12 protein-coding genes are annotated in these 15868 nt (G+C 73.1%); 4 read left to right on the top strand and 8 right to left on the bottom strand.

Translation table 11 applies throughout. The features are described 5' to 3' along the window. Positions 1–16: 16 nt before the first annotated feature. Positions 17–3919: a sigma-70 family RNA polymerase sigma factor gene (locus UQW22_RS07685; protein ID WP_407320319.1), complete on the bottom strand. Its 3903-nt coding sequence runs from the start codon at positions 3917–3919 to the stop codon at positions 17–19. A 188-nt stretch (positions 3920–4107) separates the two neighbouring features. Between UQW22_RS07685 and UQW22_RS07680 the strand changes: the two genes are divergently transcribed. Continuing rightward, positions 4108–4869 carry a hypothetical protein gene (locus tag UQW22_RS07680; RefSeq protein ID WP_407320318.1) on the top strand — a complete coding sequence of 254 codons (762 nt, stop codon included), beginning with the start codon at positions 4108–4110 and terminating at the stop codon, positions 4867–4869. 105 nt (positions 4870–4974) lie between these two features. Here UQW22_RS07680 and UQW22_RS07675 read toward each other — a convergent pair whose 3' ends face one another. From UQW22_RS07675 to UQW22_RS07650, 6 genes are all read right to left on the bottom strand, one after another. Beyond that, entirely contained in the window at positions 4975–5283 is a 309-nt protein-coding gene (locus UQW22_RS07675) for a DUF1540 domain-containing protein (protein WP_407320317.1), read from the bottom strand. A gap of 181 nt (positions 5284–5464) precedes the next feature. Continuing rightward, entirely contained in the window at positions 5465–5917 is a 453-nt protein-coding gene (locus UQW22_RS07670) for a heat shock protein transcriptional repressor HspR (RefSeq protein WP_407320316.1), read from the bottom strand. A 43-nt stretch (positions 5918–5960) separates the two neighbouring features. Then, complete coding sequence (locus UQW22_RS07665) at positions 5961–6959, bottom strand: DnaJ C-terminal domain-containing protein (RefSeq protein ID WP_407320315.1); 999 nt, start codon at positions 6957–6959, stop codon at positions 5961–5963. Between the two features lie 73 nt (positions 6960–7032). After that, positions 7033–7686 (bottom strand): nucleotide exchange factor GrpE, encoded by a 654-nt coding sequence (gene grpE / locus UQW22_RS07660; protein ID WP_407320314.1) that lies wholly within the window; start codon positions 7684–7686, stop codon positions 7033–7035. After that, the gene (gene dnaK / locus UQW22_RS07655; protein WP_407320313.1) at positions 7683–9563 is read right to left on the bottom strand and encodes a molecular chaperone DnaK; all 1881 of its coding nucleotides are present in this window, start codon (positions 9561–9563) and stop codon (positions 7683–7685) included. The genes grpE and dnaK overlap by 4 nt, the downstream gene beginning before the upstream one ends. A 429-nt stretch (positions 9564–9992) precedes the next feature. Next, a complete protein-coding gene (locus UQW22_RS07650) occupies positions 9993–10928 on the bottom strand; it encodes a cold-shock protein (protein ID WP_407320312.1) in 936 nt (311 codons plus the stop codon). Positions 10929–11348: 420 nt separating this feature from the next. Here UQW22_RS07650 and UQW22_RS07645 point away from each other — a divergent pair, with 420 nt between their 5' ends. Together UQW22_RS07645 and UQW22_RS07640 are read left to right on the top strand one after the other, a co-directional pair. Beyond that, positions 11349–12386 carry an ATP-binding protein gene (locus UQW22_RS07645; protein ID WP_407320311.1) on the top strand — a complete coding sequence of 346 codons (1038 nt, stop codon included), beginning with the start codon at positions 11349–11351 and terminating at the stop codon, positions 12384–12386. Further along, positions 12383–14101, top strand: coding sequence for a tetratricopeptide repeat protein (locus tag UQW22_RS07640; protein ID WP_407320310.1), 1719 nt, complete (start codon positions 12383–12385; stop codon positions 14099–14101). Before UQW22_RS07645 ends, UQW22_RS07640 begins: the two co-directional genes overlap by 4 nt. A 2-nt stretch (positions 14102–14103) precedes the next feature. Here UQW22_RS07640 and UQW22_RS07635 read toward each other — a convergent pair whose 3' ends face one another. Further along, on the bottom strand, positions 14104–14532 hold the full coding sequence (locus UQW22_RS07635; protein ID WP_407320309.1) for a hypothetical protein: 429 nt from the start codon (positions 14530–14532) through the stop codon (positions 14104–14106). Between the two features lie 61 nt (positions 14533–14593). On the opposite strand from UQW22_RS07635, the gene UQW22_RS07630 reads away from it, so the two are divergent. Further along, positions 14594–15817, top strand: a complete 1224-nt coding sequence (locus UQW22_RS07630; RefSeq protein ID WP_407320308.1) for a glycosyltransferase — start codon at positions 14594–14596, stop codon at positions 15815–15817. Positions 15818–15868 lie beyond the last annotated feature (51 nt).

Raw genomic sequence — 15868 nt, 5'->3', positions numbered from 1 at the left:
CCGGCCGCACGGAGCGTCACCGGTACTCGCAGAGGCCGATCTCGTCCCACTGCCTCCACTGGCCCATCCACACGCCGCGCCACTTCTCGTCGTCGTACCAGTGACGGCCCTGGTCGCCGCTCTTGCCGCGACCGTCGCTGTTCCCTCGCTCACCGCCGGGGCGGCTGCCGTCCCACCCGAGGTAGCGGTAGGCCTTGCCGTTCCACGACCGGACGTCACCCTCGACGTACTGCTCGCCCCAGGACACCCGTGCGGCGCACCAGCCCGCCTCGGTCGCGGTGAAGGTCTCGGCCTCGAGCCGCGTCGACCAGTCCCCCGACGACACGGTCCAGGTCCCGCCCTGCCGCCCGTCGACCCGTCGGGGGTCGACGGTCCGGGTCTCGCCCGCCGGGACGCGGACCTGCTCCTCCCCGCCGTGCGGACCGACCACCCGGAACCACGAGCGCACGGTGGACCCGGTGTTGTCGAGCACGATGCCGACCTCACGCCACGACGTCGCGTAGTCGCCGTAGCGGTCCATCTGCACCGCCCCCTGGTCGAGGCGCGCCTGCGGGTCCCGTACGACGCACCGGACCGCGTCGTGCGCGGCGGTACGTTCCACCGTGAAGGTCTGGTCCTCGACGGTGCGGGCGAGCAGGACGGTCACCTCGCCGGCCGGGACGCTCCACGACCCGGCGTCCACGACGAACCGCACCGCACCGCCGGCGTCGAGGCGCTGGGTGCCGACGGTCTCCCCGTGCCGCACCAGGGTGGCCGTCCAGGCCCGGCCGTCATCGCCCGCGACGTCCACGACGACCTGCGCGCTGCCGCCGTCGCACTGCGCCGTCGCGCTCACCTGGACGGTGGACGGCCAGGACGGGCTCTCGGCACAGCTCGTGAAACCGACGTCGAGGTCGCGCAGGTGGGCGCCGTCGGCCGACACGGTCCCTGTCGCCACTCCCCACGCGACCCGCAGCTCGATCGTGGCCTTCTCTCCGGCGGGGACCCGCAGCTCCTCGGCGCTGTCGCCGGCCCGTGCCACGAACACCACGGGCAGCGTCGAGGCGGTGTTGTCGACAGGGACGGCGAAGGTGCGCCACGACGTCTCGCTGCCGGGGTCGTACGTGCAGGCCTCCGCCGCTGCGGCGTCCGCGGCACGCGGCGCGATGGTGGCGGCGGCGTGGTCGGCGGTCGGGGGGCGGGCCGGCACGACGCCGGAGACCGGCTGGTCCCCGTCCGCGTCGGTGACCCACCGGTACAGCTCGAACGTGGCGGTACCGGCGCTCAGCTCGGTGCGGTCCGTGGTGCGGCCCAGGGTCGCGGTCTCGCCGGCACCGAGGCGCACGGCCTCGGTGCGGCCGCCCGCCGCCGTCATCGCCGCCTGCATCGGCTCGTCGGTCCGGTTCGTGATCGTGCCCTCGACGCGCACCTTGCCGCCGTCGTTGAGCACCTGGGACGTCGTCCGCACGTCCCAGCTCGGGTCGTAGCACTCGGCGGCGCCGTGCGTCCCCGCGTCGACCGTCCGGCTGTAGGTCAGCCCGTCCACGACCGTCGAGAGGGTCCAGGTACCGCCACCGGAGGGCACTCTCAGCCCGTCCCGCGCGGTCAGCGTGGTCGACTCCCCGGGCGCCAGCACGCCGTCGGCCGCGACGCTGGTGCCGGCGGCCTCGAACGCGACGCTGACCGGCAGACCGGTGCGGTTCTTGTAGGTCCCGACGACGGCCGCGTCGGCCTCGTCCAGCCCCCCGGTCGCACGACAGGTCGCCTGGGTGTCCACGGCGCCGGCGTTGGCACCCTGCCAGGCCCGGGGGGCCGTGACGACCGCGACGGAACGGAGGCCGGGGCCACCGTCCGGGAGGGCGGGGACCACGCGCAGCTCGTAGGAGCCCTCAGCCGTGTCGCCGTCCGCGACCACCGTGGCACGCCCCGTCGCCGACGCGCCGGGGGCGAGTCCGTCACCCGAGCACAGCCAGACCGCCGTGGCGGCTCCCGGCGACCCCTCGTCCCGGGCCTCGCAGTCGAGGTCGCCGTCGACGGCGCGCGGCACCAGCCCGGCGGGGACGCGCACCTCTGCCGTCCATGCGTCGGCGGGCCGGTCGCCGGTGTTCTCGATGCTGAAGGGCACCGCGGCGAACCCGGGGTTCGCCACGGCGACCTCGCCACCGGTCCGCGCGGTGAGCTCGGGCCCGAAGTACTCCACCCGCACCGGGTCCAGCTCGATGCTGCGCGGCTCCACGCCGTCGGCCCAGGTCTGCGCGGCGACGGTGTAGACGCCTCCGGCATGGGCGACGAGCGGGACGGCGACCGTCCTGGACTCCCCCGGCTCGAGCGTCCCGAGCACGCACACGACCTCCTGGGACCCCTCGGCCGGGGTGCACGGAAGGGACTCCGCCGTCGGGGCCGCGGCGGCCGCGGCCCCGGCCGGCGACGCCGGGGACACCGACCGCACCCCGGCCGGGAGGGTGAGGTGCACGTGGGCGCCGGTCGCCTCGACCTCGCCGGGGTTGTCGACCTGCAGCGTCAGCTGCTCGGTGACGCGCGGTCGCAGGTCCGGTCCCGGCTCGGCGACGGCGACACCGATCTCCGGAGGTTCCGGGATGTCCGCCGGGTCGATCACCTGGTCGAACGGGTCCTGCGGATCGTCGGAGGGCTCCGGGAAGACGGGGTCCTTCTCCTCCTCGGTCGGCCAGGGATCGCCCGCGACGGAGTAGGGAGGTTCCTGCGGGACAGCGGCCGGTTCCTCGCCGGACATGGCGCCGAGCACGCTGACGACGCCCACGGTCGCGACGGCGACCGCACCGGCCGACGCCGCCACGGTCGCGCCCGAGACTCCCGCCGTGGTGGCGGCGACCGCCGTCGTCGCCGTGGCGGTGGTCGTGGCTGCGGCACCGGCGGCGGCCGACGCCGCTCCCGTGCCGGCGGCCGTGCCCGCCGTCGCCGTCCCGGTGGCGGCCGCACCGGCTCCGGCTCCTGCCCCGGCGGAGAGCCCCGAGCCGGCAGCGGTCCCCACGCCCCCCGCGGCCGACCCCACGGCACCCGACGCCGCGGCACCCGACGCCGCGGCACCCGACGCCGCGGCACCCGAGGCGGACCCCGCGGCCACCCCGAGAGCGCTCCCGGTGAGGGCCCCGAGCGGCAGCGCACCGAGCACGGCCATCCCGGCCAGGCCGACCACGAGGGGCGCGACGACGGCCCGCATCCCGTGGGCGACGTCGGCAAGCTCGAGGACCAGGGCGCGGCAGTCGCCGCACCCGTCGAGGTGCCCGTCGACCTGGACGAACTCGCGGCGCGAGAGGCTGCCCCGCACGTAGCTGCCGAGCAGCGAGCTGACGGCCCGGCAGGAGTCCGCGGGCTCTGCCGTGAGGTGCTGCTGCAGGTAGCCCACGCGTAGGCCCTCCCGGGCCCGGTAAGCGAGCGCGGACACACCGTTGGGGGTGAGGCCGAGGATCGGCGCGACCTGCGCCGGCGTGAGCTGTTCGACCTCCGTGTACCAGAGGACGGCCTGCCACCGTTCGGGGAGCCGCTCGTAGGCGCGTGCAACGACGGAGTTCTCGAAACCCGCCAGTGCCGGGTCCTCGGGCGACGCCGACGGGCCGAGCGCCGACTCGAACGTCCCGTCGTCCGCCGTCGGACGCGTGCGCCGCGCCCGGCGCGAGAGGTCGGCGGCGAGGCGCCGCACGACGGTGAACAGGTAGGCGCGGAAGTGGGTGTCGGGGCCGTCGCCCTGCTGCAGCACGCCCAGCACCCGGTGGAAAGCCTCCGCGACGACGTCGTCCGCGTCGCTGGCCATGTTGACGTACTGCCGGGCCAGGAGCTGGGCCGCCGCGGCGTGCCGCTCGTAGAGGGCGCCATAGGCGTCGAGGCTGCCGCCGCGCACCTCGAGGATCAGCTCGCCGTCGCTGGGAGCTGTTCCGTCCGAGCCCACGTAGACGTCGGTCACGTCGCCATCCGCTTCTTCGCCCCAAGTCCCCCCGTCGCGCGCGCTCAGGAGAGCGCGGACGGCGCCACTCTACGCGCGTCGGCCCGACGGGGGGCGGTGGGGCGCGGGTGAATCCCTCGTGACGCGGTTCACCCGCGCCGATTCGCCAGAACTGCGTCATGATGATGACCTATGGATGTCCCACCATCATGAGCCTGACTCCCCACGGCGCACCGGCCGCCGACACCCGTGAACGCTGGCGTGCCGCCAGCCTGACGGAGGTGTGGCTGCGCCCCGGCGACTGGTACCACCCCGCGGTGGACGCCCTGGTCGAGGCGCTGGAGGCCGGTCGCTCGCCCGAGATGGCGGCGCACCGGCTGGGCACCGCCCGCAGCGCCGCCGGCATCGGCCTGGACGAGACGCTGGACGACCTGGCGTGCCTGTACCGGTCGGCGGGGGAACCGCTCGACGTCGACGCCGTACGCGGTGCGGCACAGGGGTGGGTCCAGGTCCGGGAGCGCGACCCGGCCCCCACGGGCGTGCGCGACCCCGCCACCGGCCTGCCGACGGCCGACTACCTCGGCGAGCGGCTGCGCGAGACCTACGGGCGAGCGGCGGCGAGCGGCGGCGACGTCACGACGTCGCACTGCCTGGTCGTGCTCGACGTCGCCGTGGACTCTCTCGGCGCCTGGCAACGGATGGCACGCGCGGCCTCGGTCGGCAGCACGCTCGACCAGGTCTTCGGCTCGGGTCACCCGATGGCGGCCCTCAGCGACGGCGTCTTCGCGGTGCTCTGCGAGCGCGACCCGGAGACCACTCGCCTCGCACAGTCGGTGCGCAGCATCGTGGAGCGCAACGCCGAGGTGCTGGGGGTCGCGGCGAGCATCCGGCGCCCGGTCCGCGTGTGGGTGGAGCGCCTGCCGGACTCGCACGGCAGCGCCGTCGACCTGATCACGCACCTGCGTCGCTGACCGGGAGGCCGCACCGACGGCGGCCCCGGTGGGATCACGTAGCGAGGCCCCGGACGGTGCGTCCGGGGCCTCGCTGCTGCACGCCGTCGGTCGGTGCGTGACGGGTCAGCGCGCCTCGAAGGTGAGGCAGTCGGCGTGGTGGGGGTCCTGCGGACCGGCACCGACCCGGATGGAGCTGGCCGCGCACTCGAGCTCCTCGTTGTGGACGCAGTCGACCCGCTGGCAGGCGCCGACGTGCGCGACGACCTTCTCCAGGCCGCCCTTGGTGCTGAGCGGGATGAACGTGGCGCAGGACGCGTCGCCGGGCACCCCGGCGATCGTCACGGCACCGGCGTGGCAGTCGTGGTCGTGGTTGTAGCTGCAGCCGTCGACGGTGCAGCTCGTGACCTCGGGCATCTCCATCAGGGTCGTCATGGTGCGCTCCTCGTGTCAGGTCTCGTCGTCGCCGTGATCTCGATCATAGGCACGAATTCGATTCCTGCACAGGAAGGAGAAACATTCCTATCAAAGTTAGGAAAGCCTTGCCAGAGATGAATTCAATAACGAAAGAATGACGTCCCGAAAATTGCCCGACGGCGGACGGGACGTCCGAGCGTCAGTCGCGGTACGGCGTCGGGCGCCACAGCACCAGGGCTCCGCCCTGCTCACGACGCGTCTCGACGTAGAGCTCGGTGCGTCGCACCCGCTGCCCGCGCGGCACCGCCACGACGTCTCCCCCGGTGCCGGCCGCGAAGACGCGGCCCTCGGCACGCTCACGCTCGGCCAGCACGCTCGCGAGCTCGTGCAGCCGGTGCTCGAGCACCGAGACGTGCTGCTCGAGGTCGAGGATGCGCTTCACGCCGGCGAGGTTGATCCCCTCGTCCTGCGCGAGGTGCTGGACCTCCAGCAGGCGCGCGACGTCGCGGCGGGAGTACCGCCGACCGCGGCCGCGGGTACGACGCGGCACCACGAGGCCGAGGCGGTCGTACTGGCGGAGGGTCTGCGGGTGCATGTCCGTCAGCTGTGCGGCCTGCGACACCGTGAGCACGGGTGCGTCGTCGGTGACCATGGCGACCTCCTTCGCTCCCTGACGTGACCCGGCGGACCCGACCCTACTGCGTGGCCTGAGCCGTCAGCTCCGCGCGCACGTCCTCGCCGTCGGCCTCCGCGGCGAAGTCCTCCAGCGCCTTCCTGGCGCCCTTGCTCAGCTTCTGCGGGACCACCACCTGCACGGTCACCATCAGGTCGCCCGTGCGCTTCGCCGTCGCGACGCCACGACCCTTGACGCGCAGCACCCGGCCCGACGGCGTCCCGGAGGGCACCTTCAGGCGCACCTTCTCGCCGGAGAGGGTCGGCACCTCCACCGTGGTGCCCAGCGTGGCCTCCGCGAACGTGACCGGCAGGGTCATCCGCAGGTTGGCGCCGTCGATCGAGAACACCGGGTGCTCGGTGACGTGCACCGCGATGAGCAGGTCACCGGCGGGACCGCCGGCCTGCCCGGGCCGGCCCTTGCCGCGCAGCCGGATCTTCTGCCCGTCGTGCACCCCGGCCGGGATGCGCGCGGTGATCTTCTTGCCGTCCACGGTCAGCTCCACCGTGGTGCCCTCCACCGCGGCACGGAACGGGAGCGTGGCGCGCGTCTCGACGTCGGCGCCCTTGCGCTGCTGCGGGCCGCCGAAGCCGGCCGGCCGGCCACCGCCCATGCCTCCGCCGAACATCGACCCGAGGATGTCCTCGAACCCCGCGCCGCCGGACTGGTACTGCTGGTACTGCGGGCCGGCGCCCGGACGGGCGCCGCCACCGAACATCGAGCTGAACACGTCCTCGAAGCCGCCGGCCGCACCGCCGGGACCGGCGTTGAAGCGTGCGCCGCCGCCCGCCATCGAGCGCACCGCGTCGTACTGCTGGCGCTGCTCGGTGTCCGAGAGCACGGCGTAGGCCTCGCCGATCTCCTTGAAGCGGGTCTCGGCGGAGGCGTCCCCCGGGTTCTGGTCCGGGTGGTACTGACGCGCCAGCTTGCGGTACGCCTTCTTGATGGCCGCCTGGTCGGCGTCCTTGGGGACGCCGAGCGCGGCGTAGAAGTCCTTCTCGATCCAGTCCTGACCGGTCACGACGTCCCTTCCTTGTCTCCTCGGACGCGGTGGGCGCGGCCCCTGGCGGCACCAGAGGCCGCGCCCACCACCGTCACTCGGGTCCGACGACGCCCACGCGGGCGGCGCGGACCACCTTGTCACCGATGCGGTAGCCGGGCTCGACGACCAGGTTGACCGTGGTCGCCTCGGCCTCGGCGTCCGTGTTGTGCATGAGTGCCTCGTGCACCGTCGGGTCGAACTCCTCGCCCACCTGGCCGAAGCGCTCGATGCCGAACCTGGCGAGCGACGCGTCGAGCTTCTCCGCGATGGCGGCCATCGGACCCGACAGCTCGGCGTGCTGCTTGGCACGCTCGATGTCGTCGAGCACCGGCAGCAACGCCGCGAGGACGTCCTGCGTGCCCTGGGTGCGCGCGGCCTCCTGGTCGCGCAGCGCCCGGTTGCGGTAGTTCGTGAAGCTCGCGCGCTCCCGCTGCAGGGCGTCGAGGTTCTCCGCCGCCTGGGCCTTGGCCTGCAGCAGCTCGGAGTCCTCGACCGCCTCGCCCGAGGGCTCGAAGTCGAGCGCCTCCAGCGGGTCGCCGGCGTCGGCCGCCGCGCCCGCGGCGTCGGACGTCTCCGACGCCGGCTCGGGACGCTTCTCGCCCGAGGTGGGGTCGACCTTGCGCTTGTCCCGGAACTGGAAGGGGGTGTCCCCCGAGCGGCCGTCCTCCGGCGGCTCGGGGGTGCCCTGCGTGTCGTCAGACGTCACTTGGCGTCCTTCTTCTCGTCCTCGTCGTCCACGATCTCGGCGTCGACGACGTCCTCGTCGGAGTCCTTCGACTCCGGCGTGGCGCCGTCGGCCGGTGCGCCCTCGGCGCCGTCACCCGCGGTCTGCTCGGCCGAGTACAGGGCCTCGCCGATCTTCTGCGAGGAGGCACCGAGCTTCTCGTAGGCGGTCTTGACGGCGTCGGCGTCCTCGCCCTCCAGGGCGGTCTTCACGCCGGCGATGTCCGCCTCGACCTCGGTGACGACGTCGGCGGGCAGCTTGTCGCGGTTGTCCGCGATCTGCTTCTCCATCGAGTAGGCGAAGGACTCCGCCTGGTTGCGGGTCTCGGCCTCCTCGCGACGCTTCTTGTCCTCCTCGGCGTGCTCCTCGGCCTCCTTGACCATCCGGTCGATGTCCTCCTGCGGGAGGGCGGACCCACCGGTGATCTTCATCGACTGCTCGGTACCCGTGCCGCGGTCCGTGGCGGACACGTGCACGATGCCGTTCGCGTCGATGTCGAAGGTGACCTCGATCTGCGGGACGCCGCGCGGCGCCGGCGCGATGCCGGTCAGCTCGAACGTGCCCAGCGGCTTGTTGTCCCGGGTGAACTCGCGCTCGCCCTGGAACACCTGGATCGCCACCGACGGCTGGTTGTCCTCGGCCGTGGAGAAGATCTCGCTGCGCTTGGTCGGGATGGCCGTGTTGCGCTCGATGAGCTTGGTCATCACGCCGCCCTTGGTCTCGATGCCGAGGGACAGCGGGGTGACGTCGATGAGCAGGATGTCCTTGCGCTCACCACCGATGACACCGGCCTGCAGGGCGGCGCCGACGGCGACGACCTCGTCAGGGTTGACGCCCTTGTTGGGCTCCTTGCCACCGGTGAGCTCGCGCACGACGTCGGCCACGGCCGGCATGCGGGTGGAACCACCGACGAGCACCACGTGGTCGATCTCCGAGATGGAGACGCCCGCGTCCCGGATGACCGCGTGGAACGGCTCCTTGGTGCGGTCGATGAGGTCCTGCGTCATCTGCTGGAACTGCGCGCGGGTGAGCTTCTCGTCCAGGTGGACGGGGCCGTTCTCGCTCATCGAGAGGTACTGCATCGAGATGTTGGTGCTCGTCGCGGAGGAGAGCTCCTTCTTGGCCTGCTCAGCCGCCTCGCGCAGACGCTGCAGGGCGATCTTGTCCTTGGACAGGTCGACGCCCGCGGAGTTCTTCACCTGCTTGATGAGGTGCTCGACGATGCGCTGGTCCCAGTCGTCACCACCGAGGCGGTTGTCACCGGAGGTGGCGCGGACCTGGATCGTGGAGAAGTCGTCCTCGTCCTTGCCCACCTCGAGCAGGGAGACGTCGAACGTGCCGCCACCGAGGTCGAAGACGAGGATGAGCTCGTCCTCCTTGCCGCGGTCGAGACCGTAGGCGAGCGCCGCGGCGGTCGGCTCGTTGACGATGCGCTGCACGTTGAGGCCGGCGATCTGGCCGGCGTCCTTCGTGGCCTGGCGCTCGGCGTCGTTGAAGTACGCCGGGACGGTGATGACGGCGTCGGTGACGGCCTCGCCCAGGTACTCCTCGGCGTCGCGCTTCAGCTTGCCCAGGATGCGGGCGCTGATCTCCTGCGCGCTGTACTTCTTGTCGTCGATCTCCTGCGACCACTCGGTGCCCATGTGGCGCTTGACCGAGCTGATGGTGCGGTCGACGTTGGTGACGGCCTGCCGCTTGGCGACCTCACCGACGAGGACCTCGCCGTTCTTGGAGAACGCGACGACCGACGGGGTGGTGCGGGCACCCTCGGCGTTCGCGATGACGGTGGGCTCGCCGCCCTCCAGGACGGCGACCACCGAGTTGGTGGTTCCGAGGTCGATGCCGACTGCACGAGCCATGGTGGTGCTCTCCTTCGTGACGGGGATTGAGTCGTCTGCACTCAACTTAGGACGCGGCGCCGGAGGTGTCCAGCCAGGGACGTCAAAGTTGAGTCTGCTTCACTCAACCTCCACCATGCGGCGACTATTCCGCCTGCTGGGAGCCGTGTTCGCCGTGAGCGAACTGCCGCTCCTCCGGCCTCGGTCGACCTAGCTCCCGACCCGGCCGCGGCCGCCGGACCGAGCGCGCCGACGTCCGCCGGAGCGAAAGGCGCAAGCGAGGTGAACGCACGGCGGGATTCGTGACGCCTGTGCGCATCTCGGATCCCGCCGTGCGTGAGACTCACGCGGCGCGTGATCGACGTGCGCTGCGCCGGAGCCGGTCACGCCGAGCGGACGACGTCGATCCGCACACCGCCCGGCCCCGAGGAGGCTGTGGAGCGCGTCGGCTCAGATCAGCTCGACGCCGTCGGCCTGAGGCCCCCGGTCGCTCTGACGCACCTTGAAGCGGACGCGGTCGCCCGCCTCGAGGACCTCGTCGCCCCGCACGACCGACACGTGCACGAACAGGTCCGCACCCTCGGAGTCCGGCGAGATGAACCCGAAGCCGCGGTCCGCGTCGTAGCGCGCGACCGTGCCCTCCCCGCCGCGCACCGGCGCGCCCGATCCCGCGGGACGGCTCGACCGACCGCGGTCCGCGCCCCCGCGAGCACCGCCGGCACCGCGCACGAGCCGCACGTTGCGGGCGTTCGGTCCCTTGTCGCCGTCGACGACGTCGTACGTCACGCGGGCACCCTCGGACAGCTCGGTCAGCCCTCCGGCGAGCGCCTTGGCGTGGACGAAGACGTCCTCGCCACCCTTGTCGGGGACGATGAACCCGAAGCCCTTGGTGCCGTCGTAGAAGGTCACCGTGCCGTCCGCGCCGTCAGAGGTCCCTGTGTCCGGGGCGCCCTGGGCCCCGAGCGGGAGCAGGTGGTCCGCCTGCGGCCCCTTCTCCCCGTCGACGACGAGGAACGCCACCCGCTGTCCCTCCACGACCACACCGCCGGTGACGATGGCCGAGCTGTGCATGAAGATCTCGCCGCGACCGCCGTCGGGCGTGACGAAGCCGTACCCCTTGGCGGGCTCGTACCAGTTGACGGTGCCGAGCACGCCCACGGGGGCGTCGGCGGCGAGGTCGCCCGTGACACGGACGCGGCGTGCCTGCGGGCCCCGGTCCCCCTCGCCCACCTCGAACTCGACGGCCTGCCCCTCGCGGAGCGCCTTGGGCCCTTCGTCGCCGACGATCTCGGACGCGTGGACGAACAGGTCCTCGGCCTCGTTCCCCCGGTCGATGAAGCCGAAACCTCGGTCGGCGTCGAACCATCGGACAGTTCCCTGGTGCACTGAGGACTCCTCGTCTTGGCAGATGTTGCTGCCTCCAGTGTCCCTGACGGAACCGCAGCCAGGCGGCTCCGGCCACCTCCCGGGGCGAGAGACTTCCCACGGTGCCGCGGCGGGCGCGGGCGGTAGCATCCACACCTGTCCGGTGCGCCACCCTGTGTCCTGCAGCCAGCCGAGGAGCCCTCCCGTGTCCGACACCCTGGAGCACATGGCCGTGGCCGTGCAGGCCGCCCCGAGAACGCACCCCTGCGCGTCCAGTACGCCCGCCTGCTGCTCGAGCACGACCGCCACGCGGAGGCGCTCGAGAACGCCAGCACCGCCCTGCGTCTCGACCCGGCGGACAGCGCCGCCCTCGCCCTCGTCACCGAGGCCGCGGCCGCGCTGACGGCCCCAGCGCCGGCGGCCCCGGACCCGGCACCGGACGTGGCGGCGTCGGAGGCTCAGAGCTTCGACTGGGAGCGGGTGGAAGCCGAGCTGGGCGTCGACGTCCCGCAGCCGTTCGTGGAGGACGCCCCGGCAGGACCGGACGACGCGCCGTCCCTCGTTCCGGTCCACGACGACGCACCCTCGGCGGAGGGTCTGCTCGAGGTCTCGCACGAGACGATCACGCTGGACGACGTGGGCGGCCTGGAGCCGGTGAAGAAGCGCATCCGCGAGGCGTTCCTCGAGCCGATGCGCCACCAGGAGATCGCCAAGGCGTTCGGCAAGTCGCTGCGCGGCGGGCTGCTGCTGTACGGGCCTCCCGGGACGGGCAAGACCTTCATGGCGCGGGCGGTCGCCGGCGAGCTCGGCGCACGGTTCCTCACCGTGACGCTGGCGGACATCCTCGACAAGTACATCGGGCAGAGCGAGCAGAACCTGCACGCGCTCTTCCAGCGGGCCCGGGCGCTCGCGCCGGCGGTCCTGTTCCTCGACGAGGTCGACGCGATCGGGGGCAAGCGGACGCAGTACTCGGGGTCGTCGGGGATGCGGACCGTCGTCAACCAGCTCCTGCAGGAGATGGACGGCATGGGATCGGACAACGACGGCCTGTTCGTGCTCGGCGCGACCAACCACCCCTGGGACGTCGACAGCGCCCTGCTGCGGCCCGGCCGGTTCGACCGCATGATCCTCGTGCTCCCGCCCGACGCGCCCGCGCGCCGGGCGATCCTCCGCCACTACCTGGAAGGTCGCCCCGTCGCGGGGATCTCGCTGTCGACGATCGTGGACCAGACCGACGGGTTCTCCGGTGCGGACCTGGAGCACCTGTGCGCCTCGGCCGCCGAGAAGGCGATGACGGACTCGATCGCCAGCGGCGAGATCCGTCCCATCAACATGGACGACGTCCGGGCGGCGCTGACCGAGGTGCGCCCGTCGACGACGGCATGGCTGCAGTCGGCGCGCAACGTCGTGTCGTTCGCCAACAACGACGGACGCTACGACGAGCTGGCGGCGTACCTGCGGTCGCGCCACATGCTGTGAGCACCGGGTCCCCACCCGGGCACGACCCGGTGGCCGGGCAGGTCACTCGCGCCGAGATGCTGGTCGACGCCGGCCGGCCCGAGCAGGCGCTCGAGGGCATCACGGCCGCGCTGGCGGAGCACCCGGACGACGTCCGGCTGCACCTGACGGCGGGCTGGCTGCACCTGCGCCTGCAGCGGTCCGCGGACGCGCAACGGATCCTCGAGCAGGTCGTGGTGGGCTCGCCGGACCTCGCGCAGGGACACGTGCTGCTGTCCGTCGCCCAGCAGAACCGCGGCCGGCTGACCGAGGCGCGCGCCGCCGTCGAGCGCGCGCTCGAGCTCCGGCCCGACGATGCGGCGACCCTCGTCCAGCACGCCGACGTCCTCGTGAGCGGCCGCGTGCGACCCCAGGACCGCAAGCTGGCGAGGGGACAGGCCGCCCGGGCCCTCGAGCTCGAGCCGGAGAACCCGAGCCGGCTCCTCGGCGCCGCGTCGATCCACACGCGGCTGGGCGAACGCGACCTCGCCCGCGCGCTCGTGCGCCAGGGCCTGGCGACGGCCCCGCAGCACGAGGGCCTGCTCTACGCCGACGCCCAGCTCTCGGTGGACGACGGGCAGCACTCCAAGGCGCTCGTCGGGGTCCTCGCGCAGAACCCCGAGCACGCCGAGGCGGGGTACGTGCTGTTCCTGCGCGTCTGGCAGCGGCTGCTCGCGCCGATGGACACGGCGATCGTCGTCGTGGCCACAGCCGTCCTCCTGCTGGCGTGGACCATGCGGAACAGCATGGTCGGACTCCTCCCGATCTGGGCCGCGGTCCTCGCCGTGCTGCTCGTCGTCTCGGCCTTCCGGTCATGGTCGGTGCTGCGCCACGTGCCCCGGGTGCTGGTGCGCCGCAGCCTGCTCGACGGCACCTGGCCCGGTCGCCTCGGCACGGTCGGGCTGGTGACCGGGTGGGTCGCCGCGGTCCTCGCGCTGGCCGCCCTCCTCCTGGTGCGCGACGCCGTCGCCGTCCGGTGGTTCCTCGTCCTGCTCGCCCTCGCGCTGCTGATAGCGGGGGCGGGTGCGGTCATGCTGCCGCGCACCATGGTGCGGCACGCGCGGGACGCCGGGTACCTCGGGGCCTCCGGGCCGGGCCTGGTGCGCGTGGACGCGCTGCGCGGCAGCTTCCGGGCGACGACCGCGCGCCGGGCCGTGCTCGTGGCGCTCCTCGCGCTGCCCGGCGCCGTGACCGCAGCGGGTGCCGCACGGCCCGACGCGCTGCCCGTCGCGGCTCTCGGTGCCGTCACGTGGCTGCTCCCCGGCGTGCTGGTCGTCTGGCAGCTCCGTGCGCTCGGCGCCGCCCTGCGCCGGGAGGGCGCCGAGCCCGCCGCCACCGGGGGCTCCCGGCGTGGCGCGCGCGACACCGTGGGCGCCGCGGGCCTCGTCCTGGCCATCGTGGCGCTCGGCGCAGGCGGGCTGCTCGCCGTCGCGCACGTGCCCGTCCTGCCGAACGAGCACGACGCCGCCGGCCGGTACGTCGCGACGTCAGGCTCCGGCGGCTCGGACCCGACGTGCGGAGGGTCGCGCTACACCCGGATCAGCTGCGTCCTGCGGGAGAACCGGGAACGGATGGAGGAGTGGGAGGACCGCGAGCCGATCGACATCCCGACCTTCGACCTGGACGTCCCGGAGATCCCCGACGTCGAGGAGCTCGACGTGCCAGCGCTCGACGTCCCGGACGGAGGGACAGGCTGAGGTCAGTCCCAGACGAGTGTCAGCACACGTTGCCCGTCCGGCACGGGCGGCACGTCGCAGAACTCGTCATGGTCGTAGGAGAGGCCCTCCCAGACCGGCTCCGCCTGCAGCTCCTCCACGCCGAGGCGAGCGTCCACGACGTCGTCGGGCAACGCCGTGCAGATCGCCACCGACTCCGCCGAGATGTCGTCGTAGCCGTCCTCGAACATCTCCTCGTGCAGCTGCACCCGCACCCACGCCACGGCGTCGTCGGCCTCCATCGCCCGCAGCCGAGCAGCGATCTCGATGAGGCCGGGCCGTCCGTAGCCGTGCTGGTTCGGCGCGATCGAGTCCTCGACGTCGTTGCCGTCGAAGAACTCGGCGAGGGTGAGCAGCGGGATCCGGTTGCCACGGTCGGCGGCGCGCGCCAGGATCTCTTCACGAGTGATCACGAGGACGATGCTAGAGCGCGGGCACACCGCCGCTGTACCTGACCCTCGACGAGAGGCATGCATGAGCACCGTCCTGTTCTGCCCGGTGATGTTCAACCTGGCCGAGACCACGCGCATGATCCAGGTCGCCCGCGCCCTCGACCCGGCACACTCACCGGTGTTCATGGGCTACGAGCACGACTACGTCGACCTGGTCCGCGACGCCGGCCTCCCGTACCGCGCGTGCCTGCCGGCCTGGTCGCGGGCGCAACGGGAGCAGGCGCTGGCGTTCGACCAGGGCCGGTCGGTGCGCAGCCCGTTCACCACCGCGCTGGTGCGCGACCGGGTGGCGGTCGAACGCCAGATCGTCCGGAAGACCGGGGCCCGTGCGGTGGTGACCGGGTCGAACCTCACGTCGTTCCTCTCGGCCCGGGCGGAGGGCGTCCCGCTGTTTTACCCGGTCCCGTTCGCGCTGACCGGTCCGCAGGTCGAGCAGACCCGCCGGATGGGGCTCGTCCCAGGCCGGAGCGGCCCGGCCCGTGCCGCCGACCGCGTCGCGACGTCGACCTTCCGCTGGATGTACACCACGGCACCGCTGGCGCCACGGGCGTTCACCACGGTCGCCCGGGAGAACGGGGTACCGCCACTGCGCACGGCGGCCTCGCTGCTGCGCGCCGACCACAACCTGCTCACCGAGATGGACTGGGAGCTCGACGGCTTCGACCTGCCGGACGACTTCGAGCAGGTGGGCCCGATCTTCGCCCACCTCGACGCGCCGCTGCCGCCCGTGGTCGAGGAGCTGGCCGCCGCACCGGAGCCGTTGGTCTACCTCGGGCTCGGGTCGTCGGCGAGCCGGGCCCTGGTGCTGCGGACGGCGCGAGCTCTCGGCGAGCTGCCCGTGAACGTCGTCGCGCCCGTGCGCCACTACCTCGAGCCCGAGGACGTCCTGCCGCCCACCGTGCACGTCACCGACCTGCTGCCTGCTCACCGCCTCGGCGGCCTGGTCGACGCCGCGGTGCTGCACGGCGGTCAGGGCACGGTCCAGACCGCGTGCGCGACGGGCGTGCCGTTCGTCGGCATGGGTCTGCAGCCGGAGCAGACGTGGCACGTGCGCCGGTGCGCCGAGCGCGGCAACGCCGTCGCCGTCTCACCGCGGCGGGTCGGGACGCAGGACTTCCGCACGGCGGTGCACCGCGTGCTGCACGACCCGGTCGTCCGGGCCGCCGCTGCCGAGGTCCGGGAGGCCTACGCGGGGGCGGACGGCGGCGCAGCCACCGCCCGCGTCATCGAGCGCCACCTCGCCTGAGGGAACGGCCGACCGGTAGCGACCGGTCGCGACGATCCGCCACCGTGGCAG

Source organism: Isoptericola halotolerans (genome assembly GCF_045689585.1).
Classification (GTDB): Bacteria; Actinomycetota; Actinomycetes; order Actinomycetales; family Cellulomonadaceae; genus Isoptericola; species Isoptericola halotolerans_B.
Note: the sequence above shows the minus strand (reverse complement) of the source record. Positions and strands in the feature narration are given on the sequence as shown.